Raw genomic sequence first — 20,610 nt, forward strand, 5'->3', positions numbered from 1 at the left:
GGCCACCTTTGCTGCGTCCAGCGCAGTGAAGGTGGCCTTAACGGCGGAAGCTAGCGGCCGTAGCGGAAGACCGACTCGACCTCGGTGACGAAGGAGACGAGCTGTTCGTCGTCCACGTCGTCCGGGGTCGGGCCGTCCACCTCCAGGCGCTGCAACGCCGTCACGGTCGTCGAGTACTCCCGGGCCAGGCGGCGGAAGCCGAACGTGGACTCGTACGCCGAGACCGCCGTGGCCAGCGCCGCGAAGGCGGTCGCGAGGAACGCCCACAGTGGACGGCGCGGGCCGTCGGCCATGCCGACCGCGCCGAGTGCCGCGGCGGTGATGAAGAACGTGGCCGCGAAGGCCACCGTCCACGTGCGGGCCGCGGCGTAGCGGGCCTTGCCTCGTTCGAAGTGCGTGAGCCGGTCGTGGAAGCGGTGCCGCAGGTACGCCTGGACGAACTGCGACTGACGCTGCTTGTCCGTGTCCGTCATGGCCGCACCACCTCGTGCCTGCGGTCGGAGACCGCGCTCTCCAGGTCGCGCACGCGATCCTGCCGCTCCTCGTCGTTACCGGGCGCCGGCGCCGCGAGGTGCGCGAAGTACAGGGCGCGCAGGCGTTCCGCCCGCGACCGCGCCGTGAGGTAGCGGTCGAGCGACTCGCGCTTGCGGGCCACGATCGTGATGACCGCGGCGAACGCACCGCCCGCGACGACGAGCACGCCGGGCCACGGCGTGTCGCGCAGCCACGTCTGCAGCGCGCCGAACGTGGTGGTCGCGAGCCCGCCGGTGATGGCGAGCACGGTGAGCAGCCGGTAGCGGTTCTGCTCGCGGGACGCCTCGTTGTCCAGCTCGTGGAACGCGGGCGCGACAACCTGGTTGGCATCGTGGATCGCGTCGGCCAGCAGCGGGTACGCGACGACGAAACCGGGGTCCACCAACGGTTTGGGCTCCGGGTCGCGATACCGCAGGCGCGGCCACACCGACGGTGCGGGCGTGCGTGGGGAATCCTTGCCCAGCAGGCGTTCCAGCGCGTTGACGACCTTGCCGGGACCTTCGTCCACGTGCACCACATGGACCTTGCCGCTGCGGACCAGCACGGCCAGGTCGCCGGTGATGTCACCGGACGCGATGCGGTCGGCGAGACCTTCCGTGCCGGCGATCACCAGCAACGGGTTGTCCCCGCTGAGATGGTCGACGACCGGGGCCTCCGCGGCGTCACCGATGAGCAATCCGATGACGGGCCGCTTGCGGCGGATGGCGTCCACCACGCGGAAGTAGACCGGCGTGGCGTCCGTCCACTCCGAACCCGGTACCACGACGGCGGAGTCGTGATTGGACTCGAGCTTCACCTCACCGTCGGCCAGCTCGCCGCCGTCGGTGTTCACCTTGCTGGACGGGAAAACACCGACGCTGAACGGCCAGCGCTCCTCGCACGCCTCCAGCGCCATGCCGAAGAGGTGCACGACGCCGCGGTCGGCGCCTTCGGTGACGAACACGGCGTCGTGCCGTGAAGCGCTTACCACGACCGATCTCAGCACGGGTAACAGATTCGCCGCTAGATCAGTCCCAATGTCCTCTGTGGTACCGAACAACGCGACCACCGTGCGTCCTCGGGGAAGTCCGAGGGAGCGGGGCCGGATGCCGGCGTCCGGCTGGGCAAGCCGGTTGACCGTCGGGCCGCCTGCTTTGGGCATGGGGCGCACCATAACGGCCAGAATGGTGCGAAACCAGAGGCCGTTCAGACTCCGTCCTCTTCATCAACTGAGACGATTCGGTTCGCGTCCTCGGTGACTTCTTCGTCAGGCTCCGGGAGGACTTCCTGGAGCTGCTCGGCGGTGTCGGCTTCGGGCTTTTCAGGACTCATGCCTCCACCATGGCCCGACGTCCGGGCGGCCGCATCACAGCCCGTAAAATCGGCCCATGACCTCGATCGACCCGGAGCAGATGGACATCTGCCTGCGCGTGCTGGCGGAGGTCGAGGAGCTGCCCGCGGAGCACCCCGACGCCGTCCGCGTACGGCGCGCCACCGCCCGCATCTTCAAGGCGGCGAAGAAGTTCCGGAAGTCCGAGCGCCGGGCCGCCATCACCGAGGCGGACCGCGCTGTGACAGCTCTCACGGCCACCGGCTCGCCCGACCGCATCGACGACGAGACCCAGGGCCTGCCCCTCGTGTCGAACGCCCGTGGCGCCACCGCGGGCACCCTGCTGCGCGCCCGCTCCTGCTACACGTGCCGCCAGCGCTACACCGAGGTCGACGCGTTCTACCACCAGCTGTGCCCGTCGTGCGCGGCGTTCAACCACGCCAAACGAGACGCGCGCACGGACCTGACGGGCCGGCGCGCCCTGCTCACCGGCGGCCGTGCCAAGATCGGCATGTACATCGCCCTGCGCCTGCTGCGTGACGGCGCCCACACCACCATCACCACGCGTTTCCCGAAGGACGCGGCCCGGCGCTTCGCCTCGATGCCGGACGCCGCCGACTGGATCGACCGGCTGCGCATCGTCGGCATCGACCTGCGCGACCCGGCCCAGGTCCTGGCCCTCGCGGACTCCGTCGCCGCCGCGGGACCACTGGACATCCTGATCAACAACGCGGCCCAGACCGTGCGCCGCTCCCCCGGCGCCTACGCGCCCCTGGCGGCCGCCGAGTCCGCGCCCCTGCCGTCCGGGCCGATGCCGGAGCTCATCACGTTCGGCGAGCACGGCCAGCTCGCCCTGCCCGGCACGGCGGTGCCCACCGCGCACGCGGTCACCGCGCTGGCCCTCACGGCGGGGTCCAGCGAGATCGACGCGGGCGGCCTGGTGCCCGACACCGCTCCGATCAACAGCTGGACGCAGCTGGTGCACGAGGTCGACCCCGTGGAGCTGCTCGAAGTGCAGCTGTGCAACATGACCACCCCGTTCCTGCTGGTCTCGAAGCTGCGCCCGGCCATGGCGGCGGCGCAGGCCCGCCGCAAGTACGTGGTGAACGTCTCCGCCATGGAGGGCCAGTTCGGCCGGGTCTACAAGGGCGCCGGGCACCCGCACACGAACATGGCGAAGGCCGCCCTGAACATGCTGACGCGCACCAGCGCGGAGGAGATGCTGTCCGACGGCATCCTGATGACGGCCGTCGACACCGGGTGGATCACCGACGAGCGGCCGCATCCGTTGAAGATGCGGCTCGCCGACGAGGGATTCCACGCGCCGCTCGACCTGGTGGACGGCGCGGCCCGCGTCTACGACCCGATCGTGCGCGGCGAGCTCGGCGAGGACCTGTACGGGTGCTTCCTCAAGGACTACGCGCCCTCCGCCTGGTAACCGCGAGTCCCACCTTCCCGCACCCCGAGTCCCACGCTCGGGTCCGCACGAAGGTGGGACTCACCCTGCGGGAAGGTGGGACTCGCGCGGGTGCGCACGTGCGTCGGACACTCGGACGGGTGCGTCCGTTTGTGTCGTTTCGTCACGGATGAGTGCGCTGCTGACCTGCGGCGCGTACGAAGATTGTCATGAAGACTGTGTGGCGGGGGGCGCTGTGGCTGGGCGTCGCGAGAATCGCGGTCCGGATGGTCACGGCGACGGAGGACCACCGGGTCCGGTTCCATCTCATCCATCGCGCCGACGGCGGCCGCGTGCGGCACCCGCAGGTGTGCGGCACCTGCGGTGAGCAGCTCGCCCCGGACGACATCGGCCGCGGCTACCCGCTCGAGGACGGCCGCATGGTCGTGATGGAGGACGAGGACTTCCCGGTCCCGCAGGCCGACCACGCCATCGAGGTGCAGCAGTTCGTCCCCGACGGCGAGATCGACCCGATGTACCTGAAGCGCAGCTACTACCTGGAACCGGACGCGACGGCGACCCGGCCGTACGTCGTGCTGCGCGAGGTGCTGGAGCGGGAGAACGCCGTGGCCATCGTGAAGGTCGCGCTGCGCAGCCGGGCGACGCTCGCCGCGATCCGGGCGCGCGACGGGCTGCTCGTGTTGCAGACGATGCTGTGGCCGGACGAGATCCGGCCACCCGAGTTCCCGTTCCTCGACCGCGACACCTCGATCAGCACCTCCGACCTCGCGTCGGCGTCCGCGCTGGTCAAGTCGATGACCCGGCCGTTCGAGCCGGACGAGTACCGCGACGACTACCGCGAGGCGCTGCTGCGGACGATCGAGGAGCGAACCGCGCTGGACATCCCGTCGCAGGCCACCGCGCGCGACCCGATCATCACCAGTTAGCGGGTTCCGCCAGCGCGTACGACGAGGCGATGCGGTGGTGGTCGTGGTAGATCGACAGCACCGACTGCCCCGCCGGCTTGCCGTTGCGCCACGCCGTGGCGTAAATGCCGGACGACCAGCGCATCGTCTTGGACGTCTTCGGCAGCACGGTCTGGGTGCGCGACACCTTGCGCTCGCCGTTGAGCCACACCTCGAACTTGCCGGTGTCCTTCTCCAGCTTGAACCGCGTGACGACGCGGATCCACTGGCCGCGCGCGATCTTGCCGACGGTGCCGGAGATGCCACCCGAGCCGCCGTAGCGGATCTCGTCGTTCTGCACGAACATCAGCAGCCACGGGCCTTCCGGGTCCTCCGGTGACCACTGCTGGAACGTCACGTTCTGGTTGTGGAACTGCCAGTTCGCGGGCAGGTAGATCGCCTGGCCGTAGTACTTGTCCTGGCCGACGGACTGGGCGCCGCGGTCGATCGTCTCGGAGTGGTAGCCGCCGGTCTCGCCGATGTAGGTCTGCTTCGCCTCGATCGACGTGGTGCCCTTGTACTTCACCGACGTGACGTCGCGGATCACGCCCTGCTTCTGCGTGTAGTGGTAGTCCCAGCCCGACAGCGTGCCCTCGTTCTGGAAGTAGACGCCGGGCGGAGCGGGAGCCAGAGCGGCTACCAGGGCTAGCGAGAGCGCAAACATCAAGCCTCCACTGTGGTCTCTACAGCGGCGGCTGGTCTATACCATATACCAGGCGGCGACATTCCGAGGCAGGGGCAATGCCGGGCATCGACGCGCTGATCGTGTATGCACCTGTGCATGCTGATGAGCGAGGACGGCGTCGTCATCTCCCCGACCGACCTCGTGGACCTGCTCGAATGCGAGCACCGCAGCACGCTGACGCACGCGCTGGCCGCGAAGGTCCCCGGCGCGCCCGAGCCCGGCTCCAAGCCGGACGCCGTCGTCGTCAAGCACGGCGTGCAGCACGAGCTGAACGCCCTCGAACGCTTCAAGGCCCGCTACGACGTCGTCGAGATCGGAACGCCCGCGCCGCACCCGGCCGCGCTCCGCGAAGCCGCCCGGCAGACGCAAGAGGCGATGGACGGCGGCGCGCAGGCGATCTACCAGGGCGTCTTCTTCGACGGACGGTTCTACGGCCGCGCCGACTTCCTGATCGCCAAAGACGGGAACTACGAGCCGCACGACACGAAGCTCGCACGCAAGGCAAGCCCGTCGGCCGTGCTGCAGCTGACGGCGTACGCCGCCGCGCTCGGCGAGCTGGCCGGGCCCGAGATGCACCTGCTGCTCGGCGACGGCACGCGGCAGACGTATCGCGTCCACGACTTCAAGCCGCTGCTCACGCGGTTGCGCCGCCGGCTCGACGAGCGCCTGGCCATCCCGCCCCAGCTGCCCGAACGGCTGTGGGGCGACGAGCGGCCGGCGTGCGCGACGTGCCGGTTCGCGCAGCACTGCGCGGCCGGGCGCGACAGCGGGCGGGACCTGTCGCTGGTCGCGGGCATGCGGACCGACCAGCGGCGCAAGCTCGTCGCGGCGGGCATCGGCACGATCGACGAGCTCGCGGTCGCCGAGACGCGCCCGCAGAACCTGTCGCCGAGCAGCTTCGAGCAGCTCCGGGCGCAGGCGCGGATGCAGGTCGCACAGGACCGCACGAACAAGATCAGCTACGAGCTGGTCGGCACCGAGGCGCTCGCCGAGCTGCCGTCGCCGAGCGAGGGCGACGTGTTCTTCGACATGGAGGGCGACCCGTTCGCGGGGCTGGAGTACCTGTTCGGCGCGCTGACGCCCGATCGCGTGTTCACGCCGTTCTGGGCGCACGACCACGCCGAGGAGAAGAAGGCGTTCGAGGCGTTCGTCGACTTCGCGCACGGCCGGCTGCAGGAACACCCGCAGGCGCACATCTACCACTACGCGCCCTATGAGCTGAACGCGTTGAAGCGGCTGGCGAACGTGCACGGCACGCGGGAGATCGAGGTCGACGAGCTGTTGCGCGGCAACAAGCTCGTGGACCTGTACGCGGTGGTGCGCAAGGCTTTGCGCGTCTCGCAGCGGTCGTACTCGATCAAGTACCTGGAGCCGCTGTACATGCCGTCGCACCGCGAGGGCGACGTGAAGACCGCGGTGTCGAGCATCGAGGCCTACGAGAACTACCTCGTCACCAAGGACCCCGGGATCCTCGACGAGATCGCGGACTACAACGAGTACGACTGTGTGTCCACTTTGGAGCTTTACCGGTTCCTGTTGCGGATCAGAGAGGAGCACGGCATCGAGCCCGTGCCGCCGGTCGAGCCGGACGTCGCGGTCGACGAGGTGGCGCAGCAGAAGGCGAAGGAGCGCGCGGAACAGATCGCACGACTGGTCGAGCCGCTGCTGGACGCGGGCCACGACCTGCTCGCGGCGTCCGTCGGGTACCACCGGCGCGAGACGAGCCCGGCCTGGTGGGAGTTCTTCCGGCAGGCGAGCTCGCCGCTGACGGACCTGGAGACGGACAGCACGTGCGTGGTGCCGATGTCCGTGCGGGCGGACGAGTGGGTGGAGCCGACCGGGCGGGCGCGCACGACCAAGCGGGACCTGACGTTGCGCTGCGATCCGGAACGCCCGCATCCGTTCAGCGCGGGCGAGGAGGTGCGGCTGCTGTATCCCGGGCAGGTCACCAGGTCCGCGAAGGTCACCGAGGACAGCCCGAGCGAGCTGGTGCTGACCGAGAGCGTCAAACCCGGTGAGACCACGCCGGAGCTGCCGGTCGCCGTGCTGCCCGGCCCGCCGGTGCGCCCGCAACCGAAGGACGAGGCCGTCGCGGAACTGGCCGAGCAGGCGGTCGCGTTGCTGCCGCTGCTCCCCCAGAACCCCGGCATCGACCTGCTGCTGCGCACGCCACCGAGCCGGCCGTTGCCGCAGGACGACGACCTTGTCGCCGCGGTGATCAAGGCGGTCGACCAGCTCGACGGCGGCACGCTCGCCGTACAGGGACCGCCCGGCGCGGGCAAGACGTACCTCGCGGGCCGGCTGATCACGCACCTGATCGCGCAGGGCAAGACCGTCGGCGTCACGTCCAACAGCCACAAAGCCGTCGAGAACGTGCTCTCTTCGGTCGATCCAGGTATCCCAACGGCCAAGCGCCCCAAGGGAAAGCCGGTCGACGACTGCCCGTGGGAACAGCCGAAGGACAACGGCGCGCTGGTCCGCTGGCGCGCCGAGCACCCCGGCGGCCACCTGGTCGGCGGCACCGCGTGGACGTTCGCGAACGCGGCGCTGCGCGCGGACCCGTTCGACGTGCTGATCATCGACGAGGCCGGTCAGTTCGCGCTGGCGGACGCCGTGGCGGTGGCGACCGGCGCGCGCAACCTGGTGCTGCTGGGCGATCCGCAGCAGCTGCCGCAGGTCGTGCAGGGCACGCACCCACCGGGCGCCGACGCGTCCGCGCTGGGGCACCTGCTCGGCAGCGAGGACGTGATCCCGCGGCACCTCGGCTACTTCCTCGACCAGACCCGGCGCATGCACCCCGACGTGTGCCTGCCGGTGTCCGAACTGTCGTACCAGGGCCTGCTGCACTCGCACCCCGTCGCGTCCACCCGAGCGGTCGAGGGAATCGCTTCCGGCATCTACCTGCGTTCGGTGGAGCATCGGCACAACATCACGTCGTCCGTCGAGGAGGCCGACGCCGTCGTCGACACCGTGCGGTCGCTGATAGGTCGCAAGTGGACAGACGGTTCGGCGTCACGCGAGCTGACCGATTCGGACATTCTGGTCGTCGCGCCGTACAACCTGCAGGTCCGGGTGACGCGGCGGCGGCTGCAGAAGGCGGGCTACGACGGCGTGCGGGTCGGCACGGTCGACCGGTTCCAGGGCCAGGAGGCGCCGGTCGTGATCATGACGATGACCTCGTCGTCGACGACCGACCTGCCGCGCGGGCTGGACTTCCTGTTGTCCCGCAACCGGCTCAACGTAGCGTTGTCGCGTGCGCAATGCGTGGCCGTGATGATCTGCTCGCCCCACCTGCTCGACGCGGACATCCGCGGCGTGGACCAGATGCGGCTGGTCGCCGGGACGATCGGCCTGATCGACCACATGCGACCGTGGCCCGGAGAAACTCGCATACGTACAGAATGAGCCGCCGGTTCACTATTCTTTGCGTTAGTCCACACCGTTCGCGAGTGGACGAACCATATTCATCGTTGGTCATTTTTTGCGACCGGAGCGTTGCCGGACGGTGACCTTCCGCGACCTGCTCGTTGCTAGCGTGCCCGGGATCTGATCACCCTTTCGAGTGATCGGCTTTCTTTGTGCTCGATCCGCCATGCGACAACCAGAGCAGGAGACCGGACTATGGCAGGCAGAGTTCTCGGCGCACTCGCGGTCGCGGCGACCGCGGGCCTGACCGTCCTGGCGATGGCCACCCCGGCCCTCGCGCACACCCCGAAGCTCTTCGCGGCGTGTGTGGGCGAACAGGTCAAGGTGTCCGTCGAACTCAGGGACTACGTCGATCGGAAGCCCAACTCCGTTGTCGTCAAGGACAACGGCACCGAACTCGTCAAGAAGGAGTTCGGTGACGACTACAAGTACTCCAAGAGCGACATCAAGGGCGATGTCGGCCACACGTTCGAGATCGTCGTGACGGCTTGGGACGACCCCAAGTTCGAGCGCGGCTGGTCGTTCAAGAAGACGCTCGAGGTCGAGAAGTGCGTGCAGACGCCCCCGACGTCGTCGAGCACCACCACCCCGCCGTCGGAGACCAGCAGCAGCGTCCCGGTGCCCTCGTCCGAGACGCCTGCTCCGCCCGCCGGTGGCACCCCGGCCGAGCCCCCGCTCGCCGCGACCGGCGCGTCCCCGATGTGGACGATGCTGGCCGGACTCGGCCTGGTCGGCGCCGGTGCCGGTGCGCTGTTCCTGGTGCGCCGCAAGCGCGCCTGATGTGGTTGGGGGCCCTCCGCCGGGCCCCCATTCCTCACAGCGCGAGTGAGGTCTCCGTGATGCCCGGCCCGTGCCCGGCGCGGATGAACCACTCCGTGCCGAACGCCACCGCGAACGCCTCGTCCGGCATCGCCAGGAAGAACGACTCCTCGCTGATCTGACTGGCGTGCGCGCGCATCGCGGCCCGCTTGTGCTCCAGCACGTCCCGCACGTCCACGCGCGCGGTGAGCTCCGCCGCCGGCTTGCCGAACGACTCGGGCGGGTCGGGCAGCTCGATGCCCGCGTCCTTCATGTGGGTCAGCGCGAGGTCCCGGTTGACCGTCGCCTGGTAGACCGCCGGCGTCCCCGCCAGCTCCGCCGCGCGCAGTCCGACACGGTGCACCTGGATGTGATCCGGGTGGCCGTATCCGCCGTTGTCGTCGTAGATCGTCAACGCTTCGGCCTGTTCCTCCTCGAGGATCGCCGCGAGCTTCCGTGCCGCCTCTTCGACGTCCGCGGTCCAGAACGTGCCGGGGCCGTCGTTGGTCGGTTCGCCCATCATTCCGGAGTCCTTGTAACCCAGGAACTCCACACGGGACACTCCCAGGATCTTGGCCGCCTCGTGGGTCTCGGTGACCCGCCGTTCCCACAGCTCCTCGCCGTCGTCCAGGAAGCCGTCCGGCACCTCGCCGACCTCGCCGCGGGTCGCGACCACCAGAACCACGCGGTGGCCGGCCTCGAAGGCCTTGCGCATGACGCCGCCGGTCTGGATGCACTCGTCGTCGGGATGCGCGTGGAACGTGACCAAAGTTGCCATGCCACAGCCAACGCGCGCTCCGGGCGGCATGTTCCCCGTTCGCGTCCGGCGAAACCGTCAGACCCTGAGACTAGACTTGATTACGGGGGTTCCCCCCAAGGCGCCGCACACGAACAGACCCCCAGCCGACCGTACCCGCGAGGTCCGACAGTCCAGGCCTACAGCCAGCCGCGGCGCATCGCCTGCACCCCGGCCTGGAACCGCGTCTGCGCACCGGCCCGGTCCATCAACTGCCGCACCCGCCGCTGCACAGTCCGAGGCGCGAGCCCCATCTGCCGAGCGATCGCCTCATCCGTCAGCCCAGCCGCCAGCAAAGCCAGCAGGTGCGGATCCACATCCTCCACAGCCGCGTAAATCCCGCCTGGAGAAAAGGGAATCCCCTTGTCCCAGTAGAGCTCGAACGTGGACAGCAGCACGTCCAACAAGGGAGAAGGCCGGATCAGCAGCACCTTGTCGATCCGCCCATCGACAGCGATCGGCAACACGGCGGCACGAGCGTCGATGACCGCCAGCTTGAACGGCAGGGTGGGCGTGACGCGAGCCCGTTCACCGGAAGCCACGAGCTCGACGATCTCGGCCACCCGCCCCGGCAAATCGACAGCGGACCGGTCGTACACCACCCGCCAAGCCACACCCCGCGACCGGGTCTCGTCCTCCAGCGCCGCGTGCTGTTCCTGCGGTGACAGGTAGGGCGGCTGGTCCAGCACACAGACCTCCGCGCGCGCACCGGACAACAGCGTCAGCCAGACATCACGGACGGCAACGGAGCCGGCGACGACCTCGACCACCCCGGAGTCGTCGTCCTCGGTGCGGCTGCGGACGTACTGCTCCATCAACGGCCCGGCCAGCGCGCGGGCGCGGTGGTGTTCGACCTCGCGCGCGGCGATGAGCATCTCGACCGCCAGGTCCGGCGGGACGGCCTGCCAGACGTCGCCGGGACGGTGTTGCACCAGGCCCAAACGAAGCAAAGCGTCCAAAACAGACGAAGGAACGGACAACTCCGCAGTGGTTCGGCTACCGCCCGTTACCAGAAGCTCGTAAACGGCGGACTGTTCCGAAGTGACGCCCAGGTGCTCGAACACCGCAACATTCTGAGCCATTCGGCGCAAGCACCGTGGCGGGAACACGCAACTGTCGCGAAACTGCCGCGTTCAGCTCTGTATTCCAGGCCGAACCAATGCCTACCTTCTGCGCACTTCCGCAGCCGGATCAGATCCCTGACGCCCTTGACGGCCACGCGGAAGCCCTGCGTGGAAGGAACGTTCCGTGAACGCTTTGCGACGCACGACCCTGTGCGCCGCGGCTGTTTCCGCCGCCGTGCTCAGCGTGGTGTCACCCGCCATCGCAACCGCCTCACCTCAACCGGACGTGGCCGCACAGCCCAGTGGCACCCGTCCGTTCGAGCGACTGATCGTCGCCTACAAGCCCGGAACCGCCGAGGCTTCGTCCGATTCCGCTGCCGCGGACGACGCCCGCGCGAAGGGCGAGACCCTGCACCACCGGATGTCCACCGGTGCCGTGGTCGTCGACCTCGGTGAGAGGACCACGAAGGCCGACTCCACGATCCAGGCGTTCCGCAACGACCCGGACGTCGCCTACGTCGAGCCGGACCTGCTGATGCAGCCGCTGGCCGACCCGAACGACACCGAGTGGTCGCGCCAGTGGGACCTCTACGAGGCCACCGCCGGCATGAACGTGCCCGGCGCCTGGTCGTCCTCGACCGGTCAGGGCGTCACGGTCGCCGTGATCGACACCGGCTACGTCGCGCACTCCGACCTCGCGTCGCAGATCGTCGCGGGCTACGACTTCGTGTCGGACGCCGCGCGCGCCCGTGACGGCAGTGGTCGCGACAGCGACCCGTCGGACAACGGCGACTGGATGAAGAAGGGCGACTGCGGCACCGACCTGTTGGGCAACCCGATCCCCGCGCAGGACCAGAACTCCTCGTGGCACGGCACGCACGTCGCCGGCACGATCGCCGCCGCCACCAACAACGGCAAGGGCGTCGCGGGCATCGCGTACAACGCGAAGATCCAGCCGCTGCGCGTGCTGGCGCAGTGCGGTGGCGCGACGTCGGACATCGCCGACGCGATCATCTGGGCCTCGGGCGGCACGGTGAGCGGCGTGCCCGCGAACCAGACGCCGGCGAAGGTCATCAACATGTCGCTCGGCGGTCAGTCGTCGTGCTCCTCGACCTACCAGAACGCGATCAACTCGGCCGTTTCGCGGGGTACGACCGTCGTTGTCGCCGCTGGTAACTCGAACGCCGACGTCTCGGGCTTCACGCCGGCCAACTGCAACAACGTGATCAGCGTCGCCGCGCTGGGCCGTGAGGGCAACAAGGCCTTCTACTCCAACTACGGCGCCAAGATCGACGTGGCGGCACCGGGTGGCGAGACCCGTCGCGGCACCGACACGCCGGGCACGATCACGACGCCGCAGAACGGCATCTGGTCCACGCTGAACGACGGCGCCACCACGCCGGGTTCGGAGACCTACAAGCCGTACCAGGGCACCTCGATGGCCGCGCCGCACATCGCCGGTCTCGCCGCGCTGGTCAAGGCCCGCAACTCCGCGCTCACCCCGGCGGAGATCGAGACGCTGATCAAGAACAACACGCGCCCGATCCCCGGCACCTGCTCCGGTGGCTGCGGCACGGGCCTGGCGGACGCGACCAAGACGGTCGCGGCGGCCGGTGGCGGCACCACCCCGCCCGGTGGCGGCACGCTCGTGAACGACACGAACGTGACCATCAACGACAACAGCACCGCCACGTCGACGATCAGCGTGACGGCGTCGGGCAACGCGACCTCGGGCCTGAAGGTCGGCGTCGACATCAAGCACACCTACCGCGGTGACCTGGTGATCGACCTCATCGCGCCGGACGGCACGGCCTACCGGCTGAAGAACTCGTCGACGACGGACTCGGCCGACAACGTGCTGGCCACCTACACCGTCAACGCCTCCAGCGAGGTCGCGGCGGGCACGTGGACGCTGAAGGTCCAGGACGTCTACTCCGGCGACACCGGCTACATCGACTCCTGGAACCTCACCCTGTAAAGGACCTCACGCTGCAGAGGCGTGTTGGAGGGGGCCGTCGCCGAGCCTCGACGGTGGCGGCTCCCTCGCTCCCAAGTGTCGTTAAGGCCACCTTCACTGCGCTCAGCGCAGTGAAGGTGGCCTTAACGGTTTCAGCTGGTGACCTTGCGCGCGGCCACCAGCTTTCCGCCCGAGAAACCCTCGACGCGGAGCTTCTGTCCACTGGGGACGGTCAGTGCGTGCACCCCGTCCGCGACGTCGCGCGTGGCGACGGGACGGTCGTCGACGTAGAGGTCGACCCGGTCCAGGTTGACGGTGTCCAGCGACACCGTGGCCCCGGACCACGCCACCCCGAGCCGCCGCACCGGGAGTGCAGCGAGCAGCTCTCCCGCCTTCGCCAGCAGATCCTTGTTGCCGTGCAACAGGTCGTCGGCGGTCATGTCGTGCTGGTGCGTCGGCCGCACCCCGAGGTCCTCGACCGGTGTCCCGGCGAGCTTCCCGACCCGCAGCGTGCGCCGGATCGAGACGCGCATGTTCGCCTTGTTCGGCAGGTCCTTGTACGGCGTCGCGAGGTCCGGTTCGGGGATCCTCATCAACGTGGCGAGCAGCCCGTGCGTCCACACGTTCGCACCGCCGGCGCCGGTGTTGGCGTCGACACCGAGGATCGGGCCGATCTCGTGGTCCGCCCAGCCCGCCGAGAAGATGTCGGTCGCCGAGTAGCACCGGGCGTCGGTGATCAGCACCGTCGGCCCGTGGTAGGTCTGGCCGATCGCGTTGGCGTCCTCCTCCGGCGTGATCGAGTGCGCGCACGAGAACGCGGCGCCGGTCTCGGTGGACTCGTCCAGCGACGGGAACCACGGCCCGAGGTCGATCTGGTGCGTCGGGTTCTTCGCGTGCCGGTTGCAGATGCGCAGGTTCAGCGGAGTGCTGAGGAACTGCACCGGCTCGGGCTCGATGTGCTTGGGCGTCAACGTCTGCAGCGTCATCTCGCTGGCGAAGATGTGCCCGCCGCCGTTGCCGCGCACGTCGACGATCAGGCCGTTCTGCGGCAGCAACGCGGCCAGCCGCACGAACTCCTGCACGAACGCGTCCGGATCGTTGACGCTGAACGAGAAGATCCGCAGGTGCCCGAACGTGCCGGACGGCGTCGTCACCGGACGGGCGCGGAACACGTTGGGCATCGTCGTCGGGACATCGTCCGACGCGGCCGGTGCGACCTCCTTGGCGTCGACCGAGGCGACGGCCGGGCGGTACAGCAGGACCTTCGCGCGTGACTTCTCGTCCGCGTCGAGGTCCACGCCCTGCGCGACGGACGACGCCGACAGCTCGTCCGGATCGGTCATCGCGGGCGGGTTCTTCGCGACCCGCCACTGCTCGCGCAGGTCGCGCACGGTGCCGTCGAGACCGCGGTACGTGACGACGACCCAGTCCTCGTCCGGCGGCAGCTGGATCACCAGCGGCCGCAGCGTCAGCGACTCCAGGCCGCGCGCGAGGTTGGCGGCGCTGTTGCTGCCGGCGAAGCGCTGGCCGTTCACCTCGACCGCGCGGTCGATCGGTGTGCCGTTCCAGTGCGTCACCTCGGCGCCGGGGCCGAACGACGGCTGGTCGTAGCCCTCGACGATCCGGGCCACGAGGTAGCGCGTCTCGCCGGACGGCATGCGGCATTTCTCGAACGCGAACGGCAGGAACGCGCTCATGCCGGCGAACGGCGCGGGCAGCAGGTAGTTGGTGTGCAGGTCGCGCACCGAGTGGAAGGTGGTCGACAGCTCGCGGTGGAAGAGCCATTCGTCTTCCATCGAAGCGTCGGTGAGCCGCTCGAGTCTGGAACGCAGGACTCTCAGACGTTGCACGGGGTTCACGGCGTGCATCGCCACCTTGAGCGGCAGGTGCGCGTAGTTCTGCTCGATCAGCACGAGCGCCTGCTCGACGATCAGCTTGCGCTGCGCGAGCGTCAGTGTGCCCGCCGTCCTGCGGAACTCGGCGAGCCCGGCGGATTCGGCCAGAACCGGGTTGATGGTTGTCGTCATGCTCGGCCTCCTTGTCCAGTAGAGGACGCGCAAGCCCGCTGGATACAACAAACTTCACCCGAATGGCCGCTAACCCGTGGCTCCGGATGCGCGACTACCTGGTAAGGCCAAGGGGGCGACGCGCATGAGTCCACGGACTTTGGAACTGCGTATCCATGGGGTCAACAACACGCCGCCGCACGCGATGCTGGGGCTGCCACGTGAGGCGGTCGGGCAGACGGGCGGCGACCACCTCGGCGGGTTCTGGACCGCGCTGGAACCCGGCGAGGAGCTGCGCACCGAGGCGTACTCGTGGGGCGGGATGGCGCGCAACTCCATGAGCCTGCCGGTGAAATATCGGTTCCTCGACACGGCGGCCCGCATCGGCTGGGCGTTGCTGCTGCCGTTCGGGCTCGCGAACGTCGCCTACTGGAGCCGGAAACTGCCGATCGGGAAGCAGCGACCGGACTGGCACAGCGGCAGTGGTGCCGCGACGACCCGGTTGTTCGGCCTCGGCCTGACCGTGCTGCTGGTGCTGGCGGCGTGCGAGATCGCCTTGGATCTCGCCGCGATCCAGTCGGCCCGGATGCCCGACTGGTTCACCGGGCTGCCCGTCGCCACGCGGGTCGCGATCGCGTCGGCGGCGCCGGTGTTGCTGTTGCTGGGCCTGTGGTTGCTGACCGCCAGGTCGCGCGTGCGGTACGAGCAGAAGACGACGTCGGCCGGGCGATCCGACCGTGGTGCCGTGATGCTCGCCGATCCCGAGCTGTGGCGCGGTGACACGATGCTGCGCGAGCTGACGCGGGTGCACCTCGCGGCCGGCCTCTCGGTCGTCGCCCTGGTGTCCTCTGTGGACGTTTGGGCGTTCGCCCCGGCGTTCCGGGTCACTTCCGTGCTGTCGTTCGCCCTGCTGATCGCGGCGGCCGCGCTGGCGTCACGGCGGGTCGCGGACGCTCCGGACGTGAAGTCCGAGCCGCACGGTCCGCGCGGTTCGATGGTGCTGCTGGCCGCATCGGTGACGGTCCTGGTCGAACAGATCATCGCTCTGGTGGTTGTTCAGCCGTCGTTCACGGCTCCGCTGATGGTGCCGGCGGGGCTGCCGCCGATCCTGCTGGCGTGCCTGCTCGGGATCGCCGCCTCGGCGTACGCGTGGCGCGCGAACCCGTGGCGGATCCCGTTGCTGCTCGGACTTCTCGTCACCGCAGGCCTCGTCGCGACGCGCTGGACCTGGATGGGACCGATTGTCGCCGTGCTCGGCGGGGTCGCACTGGTCGGGTTCGCGCTCAGCGCGAAGGAACGGCGGTGGCAGGCGTGGTCGGGCACCGGGCCGGGTGTGCTGCTCGGGTTGTCGCTGGCGTCGTCGATGACGCTCTCGACGGTGGCGGTCGTGGGGGCCGGGAAGTGGCTGGTGGGCGCGCCCGCGGTACCGGCGGTCTACACGTGGTTCAGCGGGTCGTTCATGGTCGCCGGGCTCGTCTTCGTGCTGGTCGTGGTCGTGGCCGGAGCGGTGATGGCGGTCCGCCTGATCAAGCCGTCGGTGCTGCTCGACGCGCTGCAGGAGGAGGGCGCCGCGCGCAACGTCCGGGCGCGGCACCTGGCCGCGCTGGCACATCGGGCGGAGAAGGTCGTCGGGCTGCTGTCGGCGGTGAGCGTGCTCGCCGTCGGGCTGGCGGTCGACGCGACCCTGTCCTCCCGCCGGGACCTCCCGCAGTGGATCGTGGACTACGGACTGCTGGCCACGATCGCCGTGGGCGGAGCCGTGGTGGCCGCGTTCGCCGGGGCGCGGGCGACCCGGCCACTGGGGTTGGTGTGGGACCTGCTGTGCTTCCTGCCGCGCACCGCCCACCCGTTCGCCCCGCCCTGCTACGCCGAACGCGCGGTGCCCGAACTGGTGGAGCGGGTGCGGGAATGGCTCGACGAAGCGCCGGAGAACCGCGTGGTGCTGTCCGCGCACAGCCTCGGCGCGGTGCTCGCGGCGGCGACGGTGTACGCGCTGCCGTCGACCGAACGGTTGTCGCTGATCACCTACGGCTCGCAGCTGCGACCGTACTTCGGGCGGATCTTCCCGGAGCTGCTCGGACCGGTGGTGCTCGGCCTGCCGGCGAGCCGTGGCGGGCGTCTGTGGTCCGTCGATCCGTGGCGCTGGCCGCACGTGAACGGTGCCGTCAACGGCGGTCTGTCCACTATGGTCCCGTGGACGAACCTGTGGCGCCGCACGGACTTCCTCGGGTTCCCGGTCCAGGGCTACACGACCAACGACTGCGACCGGGCCGCCGCCGAGTGCAACGGGTCCGGACACATTCAACGACACTCGGACTACCAGACGAGCGCGGAGTATCAGGCGGCACTAGCGTCTCACTTGGAATGAACCCTTTCCCGCTCAGGCACGTGCCGTGTCTGGGAATCTGGAAAGCGTTGACCAAGGAGAAGCATGCGTACGTCTGTGGCGGTCCTCTTCGGATCCGTTCTGTTCCTGACCGCCTGTTCCGGTGGCACCAACACGGCGGCGCCGGCCCCGACCCCGACCTCGGCACCCGTGACGCCGGTCGCGGAGACCGCGGTCGCCGAGCCGGCCGCGTCGGGTGACCAGCCGAAGGGCATCACCTACGACGCGAAGCGCATCCCAGTCGGCGCGAAGCTCGCGGTGGCGTCCAAGGTGGCCGACGGGCAGACGACGGTCGAGCTGACCGTCAGCGGCCTGCTGCCGAACACCAAGTACGGCTCGCACGTGCACACCAAGCCGTGCGGCGCGAAGCCGGCGGACTCGGGCCCGCACTACCAGAACGAGAAGGACCCGGTGTCGCCGTCGGTCGACGAGAAGTACGCGAACGCCTCGAACGAGATCTGGCTCGACTTCATCACGGACGACAAGGGCGCCGGCAAGGGCACGGCGACCGTGAAGTGGCAGTTCCGCAAGGGCGAGGCGAACGCCGTCATCGTGCACGCCGCGCACACGAGCACCGAGCACGGCAAGGCGGGCACCGCGGGCGACCGGCTCGCCTGCCTCACCGCCCAGTTCTGACACGTCTGACCAGGGCTAGCGAACGCCCTCGGCTGGCGTGCCTCACCGCACAGTTCTGACCAGGCGAAACGCTGAAACGGGGCCGGAGCGATCCGGCCCCGTTTGCGTGTACGGGCCAGGGGTATCCGCCAAATGCTTCCACTTTGAAGCAAGGGAGGACACACCATGGTCGACGTCAGGGTCACCGCACCTGTACAGCGCGCGGCAGCGTCCGTGGGCGCGGTGTTCGGACTGGTGGGCATCCTGGGCTTCATCCCAGGCGTCACCACGGACTACGACAGCATGACGATCGCCGGGCAGGAGTCCCACGCGATGCTGCTGGGCGTGTTCATGGTCTCGGTCCTGCACAACGTGGTGCACCTGCTGTTCGGTGTCGCCGGGCTGCTGCTCGCCCGCACGGCCACCGGCGCCAGGTCGTTCCTCATCGTGGGCGGCGCGATCTACCTCGTCCTGTGGCTGTACGGCCTGCTGATCGACAAGGCGAGCGATGCCAACTTCGTCCCGCTCAACAACGCCGACGACTGGCTGCACCTGGTGCTCGGTCTCGGCATGATCGCCCTGGGTGTGACGCTTGGGCGCCGGGCGATCCGCTGAGACCGTCGGCGTAGAGGAGGAGTTCCTGCTCGCCGACCCGGCGACCGGGCGCACCGCACCGCGTGCCGCCGAGGTGCTGGCGGGTCTGCGGGACACCGGACTGACACGGTTCCACGCCGAGCTCTCGGCCACCCAGGTGGAGGCCGCCACCGGGCCCTGCACGGATCTCACCGAACTGCGCGCGGCGCTCACCGAGGCGCGGTCGCTCGTGTGGTCGGCCGCGGAGTCGGCGGGCCTCCGCGTGCTCTCGGCCGGGGTGCCACCGTTGCCCACGCAGCCGATCCGCGCGGAAGGCGACCGGTTCCAGCGGATCGTGGCGCGGTACGCGGGTGTCGTCGCGGACTACGAGGCGTGCGCGTGTCAGGTGCACGTCGGCGTGCCCGATCGGGACACCGGGGTGGCCGTGCTCAACCACGTGCGGCCGTGGCTGCCGACGCTGCTGGCGTTGTCCGCGAACTCGCCGTGCCACGCGGGCCGGGTCACCGGCTACGCGAGCTGGCGGATCGTGCAGGTGTCGCGGTTCCCCGGCGCGGGCGTGCCGCCGTGGTTCGACTCGGCCGCCGCCTACGACGAGCACGTCACCCGCATGGTCGACTGCGGCACGCTGGTCGACCGCGGCATGACGTTCTGGCTGGCCCGGCTTTCCCCGCGTTATCCCACGGTCGAGTTCCGTGCCGCCGACGCCGTACCTGAGGTCGATGACGCCGTCCTGCAGGCGGCTTTGGCGCGGGCGCTGGTCCGCACGGCACTCACCGAACTGGAGGCCGGGCGGGAGGGTCCGCGTGTCCGCGACGACGTGCTCTCGGCGGCCCTGTGGTCCGCGGCGCGGTACGGGCTCGCCGGCCCGGCCGTGCATCCGACACTCGAACGACAGGTGCCCGCGCGCGAGCTGCTGGACGAGCTCTTCGCACACGTCACGCCCGCGCTGCGACAGACCGGCGATCTCGGCGTACTGGAGGGCCGATGACGAAGCTGCCCGAACCCCGCGGCCCGCTGTCGGCCGCGCTGGTCGACGCCTTGCGCGGTCGCGGCAGTCTGCCCTCCGTGGACGCGGACCCGTACGGCGAGGACGCCACGATCGCCTTGCACACCATGTACGAACTGCACTACAGCGGTTTCGACGAGGTGACACGCGACTGGGAATGGGATCCGGACCTGTTGCGGTTGCGCGGCGAACTCGAGCGGCGGTTCCTGGCCGCACTGCGGTCCGATGTGGACACTCCCCCGCTGACGGACGCGCTGGACGCCCTGCTGGTGGAAGGCGAGCCGGGCGTCTCACACTTCCTGCGCGACCAAGGCGACTGGGACCAGATGCGGGAGTATCTCGCGCATCGCTCGGTCTACCACCACAAGGAGGCCGATCCGCACGCGTGGGTCATCCCCCGGTTGCGCGGCCGGGCGAAGGCGGCGCTGGTGGCGGTCGAGTTCGACGAGTTCGGCGGCGGGCGCGCCGAGCGCATGCACTCCCGGCTCTACGCCGACCTGCTGGCCGCGGCCGGGATGTCCGCGGACTACCTGCACTACCTGGACGACGTGCCCGCGCCGTCGATCGCGCTGGTCAACATGATGTCGCTGTTCGGCCTGCACCGGTCGCTGCGCGGCGCCCTGGTCGGGCACTTCGCGGCGGCGGAGATCACGACGGCGCCGAGCGCGGCCCGGCTGGCGCGGGCGCTGGAGCGACTGGGCGCACCGGCGGCGTGCCTGCGGTTCTTCACCGAACACGTCGAGGCGGACGCGGTGCACGAGCAGATCATGCGCCGCGACGTGATCGGCGGTCTGCTGGCCGACGAGCCCGCGCTGGAGCCGGACGTCGTGTTCGGCATCCAGGCCACCGAGTTCCTCGAAGCCCGGCTCGCCGATCACCTGCTCGCGTCGTGGCGGTCCGGCGGATCGTCCCTGCGCACCCGCCGCCGATGGCTGGTGTCGCAGAACGGATAGATCTTGCTGCGCCGGCACATGCAGACGGCCACCACGAACCGGTCGGACACCCGCGTCTCACCATCGTGCTCGATGGCGACCGGGCCCTCGACCAGCATCGGCCCGCCGGGCACGACGGTG

General features: G+C 69.7%; 18 protein-coding genes. 10 read left to right on the forward strand and 8 right to left on the reverse strand.

What is annotated here, in order from left to right:
• Window positions 1–50: 50 nt before the first annotated feature.
• From QSK35_RS05345 to QSK35_RS05355, 3 genes are read right to left on the reverse strand one after another with little or no spacing between them, the layout of a single operon-like run.
• Entirely contained in the window at window positions 51–473 is a 423-nt protein-coding gene (locus QSK35_RS05345; protein ID WP_285742864.1) for an SLATT domain-containing protein, read from the reverse strand.
• Window positions 470–1,687 carry a DUF4231 domain-containing protein gene (locus tag QSK35_RS05350; RefSeq protein ID WP_352243273.1) on the reverse strand — a complete coding sequence of 406 codons (1,218 nt, stop codon included), beginning with the start codon at window positions 1,685–1,687 and terminating at the stop codon, window positions 470–472. The genes QSK35_RS05345 and QSK35_RS05350 overlap by 4 nt, the downstream gene beginning before the upstream one ends.
• 32 nt (window positions 1,688–1,719) lie before the next feature.
• A complete protein-coding gene (locus QSK35_RS05355; protein ID WP_285742866.1) occupies window positions 1,720–1,845 on the reverse strand; it encodes a hypothetical protein in 126 nt (41 codons plus the stop codon).
• Window positions 1,846–1,901: 56 nt separating this feature from the next.
• On the opposite strand from QSK35_RS05355, the gene QSK35_RS05360 reads away from it, so the two are divergent.
• Window positions 1,902–3,281 (forward strand): SDR family NAD(P)-dependent oxidoreductase, encoded by a 1,380-nt coding sequence (locus QSK35_RS05360; RefSeq protein WP_285742867.1) that lies wholly within the window; start codon window positions 1,902–1,904, stop codon window positions 3,279–3,281.
• A gap of 188 nt (window positions 3,282–3,469) precedes the next feature.
• Complete coding sequence (gene ku, locus QSK35_RS05365; RefSeq protein ID WP_285742868.1) at window positions 3,470–4,186, forward strand: non-homologous end joining protein Ku; 717 nt, start codon at window positions 3,470–3,472, stop codon at window positions 4,184–4,186.
• Here ku and QSK35_RS05370 read toward each other — a convergent pair.
• The gene (locus QSK35_RS05370) at window positions 4,176–4,868 is read right to left on the reverse strand and encodes a heparin lyase I family protein (RefSeq protein ID WP_285742869.1); all 693 of its coding nucleotides are present in this window, start codon (window positions 4,866–4,868) and stop codon (window positions 4,176–4,178) included. The two genes, ku and QSK35_RS05370, sit on opposite strands and share 11 nt — an antisense overlap.
• A gap of 117 nt (window positions 4,869–4,985) precedes the next feature.
• On the opposite strand from QSK35_RS05370, the gene QSK35_RS05375 reads away from it, so the two are divergent.
• The gene (locus tag QSK35_RS05375; protein ID WP_285742871.1) at window positions 4,986–8,294 is read left to right on the forward strand and encodes a TM0106 family RecB-like putative nuclease; all 3,309 of its coding nucleotides are present in this window, start codon (window positions 4,986–4,988) and stop codon (window positions 8,292–8,294) included.
• A 216-nt stretch (window positions 8,295–8,510) separates the two neighbouring features.
• Entirely contained in the window at window positions 8,511–9,095 is a 585-nt protein-coding gene (locus QSK35_RS05380) for an LPXTG cell wall anchor domain-containing protein (protein ID WP_285742873.1), read from the forward strand.
• Window positions 9,096–9,129: 34 nt separating this feature from the next.
• Here QSK35_RS05380 and QSK35_RS05385 read toward each other — a convergent pair whose 3' ends face one another.
• Together QSK35_RS05385 and QSK35_RS05390 are read right to left on the reverse strand one after the other, a co-directional pair.
• Window positions 9,130–9,891, reverse strand: a complete 762-nt coding sequence (locus QSK35_RS05385) for a PIG-L family deacetylase (RefSeq protein WP_285742875.1) — start codon at window positions 9,889–9,891, stop codon at window positions 9,130–9,132.
• A gap of 158 nt (window positions 9,892–10,049) precedes the next feature.
• Window positions 10,050–10,841: a LuxR C-terminal-related transcriptional regulator gene (locus QSK35_RS05390; protein ID WP_285742877.1), complete on the reverse strand. Its 792-nt coding sequence runs from the start codon at window positions 10,839–10,841 to the stop codon at window positions 10,050–10,052.
• A 316-nt stretch (window positions 10,842–11,157) separates the two neighbouring features.
• Between QSK35_RS05390 and QSK35_RS05395 the strand changes: the two genes are divergently transcribed.
• A complete protein-coding gene (locus QSK35_RS05395; RefSeq protein ID WP_285742879.1) occupies window positions 11,158–12,951 on the forward strand; it encodes a S8 family peptidase in 1,794 nt (597 codons plus the stop codon).
• Window positions 12,952–13,082: 131 nt separating this feature from the next.
• Here the strand turns inward: QSK35_RS05395 and QSK35_RS05400 are convergent, their stop codons facing one another.
• Window positions 13,083–14,957 carry a S41 family peptidase gene (locus tag QSK35_RS05400; RefSeq protein ID WP_285742881.1) on the reverse strand — a complete coding sequence of 625 codons (1,875 nt, stop codon included), beginning with the start codon at window positions 14,955–14,957 and terminating at the stop codon, window positions 13,083–13,085.
• 124 nt (window positions 14,958–15,081) lie between these two features.
• On the opposite strand from QSK35_RS05400, the gene QSK35_RS05405 reads away from it, so the two are divergent.
• The 5 genes from QSK35_RS05405 (at window position 15,082) to QSK35_RS05425 (ending at window position 20,490) form a co-directional block, all read left to right on the forward strand.
• Window positions 15,082–17,304: a hypothetical protein gene (locus tag QSK35_RS05405; protein WP_285742883.1), complete on the forward strand. Its 2,223-nt coding sequence runs from the start codon at window positions 15,082–15,084 to the stop codon at window positions 17,302–17,304.
• A gap of 63 nt (window positions 17,305–17,367) precedes the next feature.
• Window positions 17,368–17,958, forward strand: a complete 591-nt coding sequence (locus QSK35_RS05410) for a superoxide dismutase family protein (protein ID WP_285742884.1) — start codon at window positions 17,368–17,370, stop codon at window positions 17,956–17,958.
• Window positions 17,959–18,123: 165 nt separating this feature from the next.
• The gene (locus QSK35_RS05415) at window positions 18,124–18,552 is read left to right on the forward strand and encodes a DUF4383 domain-containing protein (protein WP_285742886.1); all 429 of its coding nucleotides are present in this window, start codon (window positions 18,124–18,126) and stop codon (window positions 18,550–18,552) included.
• Window positions 18,530–19,519: a carboxylate-amine ligase gene (locus QSK35_RS05420; protein WP_285742888.1), complete on the forward strand. Its 990-nt coding sequence runs from the start codon at window positions 18,530–18,532 to the stop codon at window positions 19,517–19,519. Before QSK35_RS05415 ends, QSK35_RS05420 begins: the two co-directional genes overlap by 23 nt.
• Window positions 19,516–20,490, forward strand: a complete 975-nt coding sequence (locus tag QSK35_RS05425) for an iron-containing redox enzyme family protein (RefSeq protein WP_285742890.1) — start codon at window positions 19,516–19,518, stop codon at window positions 20,488–20,490. The genes QSK35_RS05420 and QSK35_RS05425 overlap by 4 nt, the downstream gene beginning before the upstream one ends.
• On the opposite strand, the gene QSK35_RS05430 is transcribed toward QSK35_RS05425, so the two are convergent.
• Entirely contained in the window at window positions 20,412–20,588 is a 177-nt protein-coding gene (locus QSK35_RS05430) for a CDGSH iron-sulfur domain-containing protein (RefSeq protein ID WP_285743591.1), read from the reverse strand. The two genes, QSK35_RS05425 and QSK35_RS05430, sit on opposite strands and share 79 nt — an antisense overlap.
• Window positions 20,589–20,610 lie beyond the last annotated feature (22 nt).

It is taken from the genome of Lentzea sp. NBRC 105346 (assembly GCF_030269605.1).
Taxonomy (GTDB): Bacteria; Actinomycetota; Actinomycetes; order Mycobacteriales; family Pseudonocardiaceae; genus Lentzea.

What these genes read in the sequence shown, in the direction of transcription:
- ku (WP_285742868.1), top strand. Translation starts at nt 3,470, where the DNA reads ATGAAGACTGTGTGGCGGGGGGCGCTGTGGCTGGGCGTCGCGAGAATC.
- QSK35_RS05345 (WP_285742864.1), bottom strand. Translation starts at nt 473, where the DNA reads ATGACGGACACGGACAAGCAGCGTCAGTCGCAGTTCGTCCAGGCGTAC.
- QSK35_RS05385 (WP_285742875.1), bottom strand. Translation starts at nt 9,891, where the DNA reads ATGGCAACTTTGGTCACGTTCCACGCGCATCCCGACGACGAGTGCATC.
- QSK35_RS05410 (WP_285742884.1), top strand. Translation starts at nt 17,368, where the DNA reads ATGCGTACGTCTGTGGCGGTCCTCTTCGGATCCGTTCTGTTCCTGACC.
- QSK35_RS05370 (WP_285742869.1), bottom strand. Translation starts at nt 4,868, where the DNA reads ATGTTTGCGCTCTCGCTAGCCCTGGTAGCCGCTCTGGCTCCCGCTCCG.
- QSK35_RS05405 (WP_285742883.1), top strand. Translation starts at nt 15,082, where the DNA reads ATGAGTCCACGGACTTTGGAACTGCGTATCCATGGGGTCAACAACACG.
- QSK35_RS05415 (WP_285742886.1), top strand. Translation starts at nt 18,124, where the DNA reads ATGGTCGACGTCAGGGTCACCGCACCTGTACAGCGCGCGGCAGCGTCC.
- QSK35_RS05400 (WP_285742881.1), bottom strand. Translation starts at nt 14,957, where the DNA reads ATGACGACAACCATCAACCCGGTTCTGGCCGAATCCGCCGGGCTCGCC.
- QSK35_RS05380 (WP_285742873.1), top strand. Translation starts at nt 8,511, where the DNA reads ATGGCAGGCAGAGTTCTCGGCGCACTCGCGGTCGCGGCGACCGCGGGC.
- QSK35_RS05350 (WP_352243273.1), bottom strand. Translation starts at nt 1,687, where the DNA reads ATGGTGCGCCCCATGCCCAAAGCAGGCGGCCCGACGGTCAACCGGCTT.
- QSK35_RS05360 (WP_285742867.1), top strand. Translation starts at nt 1,902, where the DNA reads ATGACCTCGATCGACCCGGAGCAGATGGACATCTGCCTGCGCGTGCTG.
- QSK35_RS05355 (WP_285742866.1), bottom strand. Translation starts at nt 1,845, where the DNA reads ATGAGTCCTGAAAAGCCCGAAGCCGACACCGCCGAGCAGCTCCAGGAA.
- QSK35_RS05425 (WP_285742890.1), top strand. Translation starts at nt 19,516, where the DNA reads ATGACGAAGCTGCCCGAACCCCGCGGCCCGCTGTCGGCCGCGCTGGTC.
- QSK35_RS05375 (WP_285742871.1), top strand. Translation starts at nt 4,986, where the DNA reads ATGCTGATGAGCGAGGACGGCGTCGTCATCTCCCCGACCGACCTCGTG.
- QSK35_RS05430 (WP_285743591.1), bottom strand. Translation starts at nt 20,588, where the DNA reads ATGCTGGTCGAGGGCCCGGTCGCCATCGAGCACGATGGTGAGACGCGG.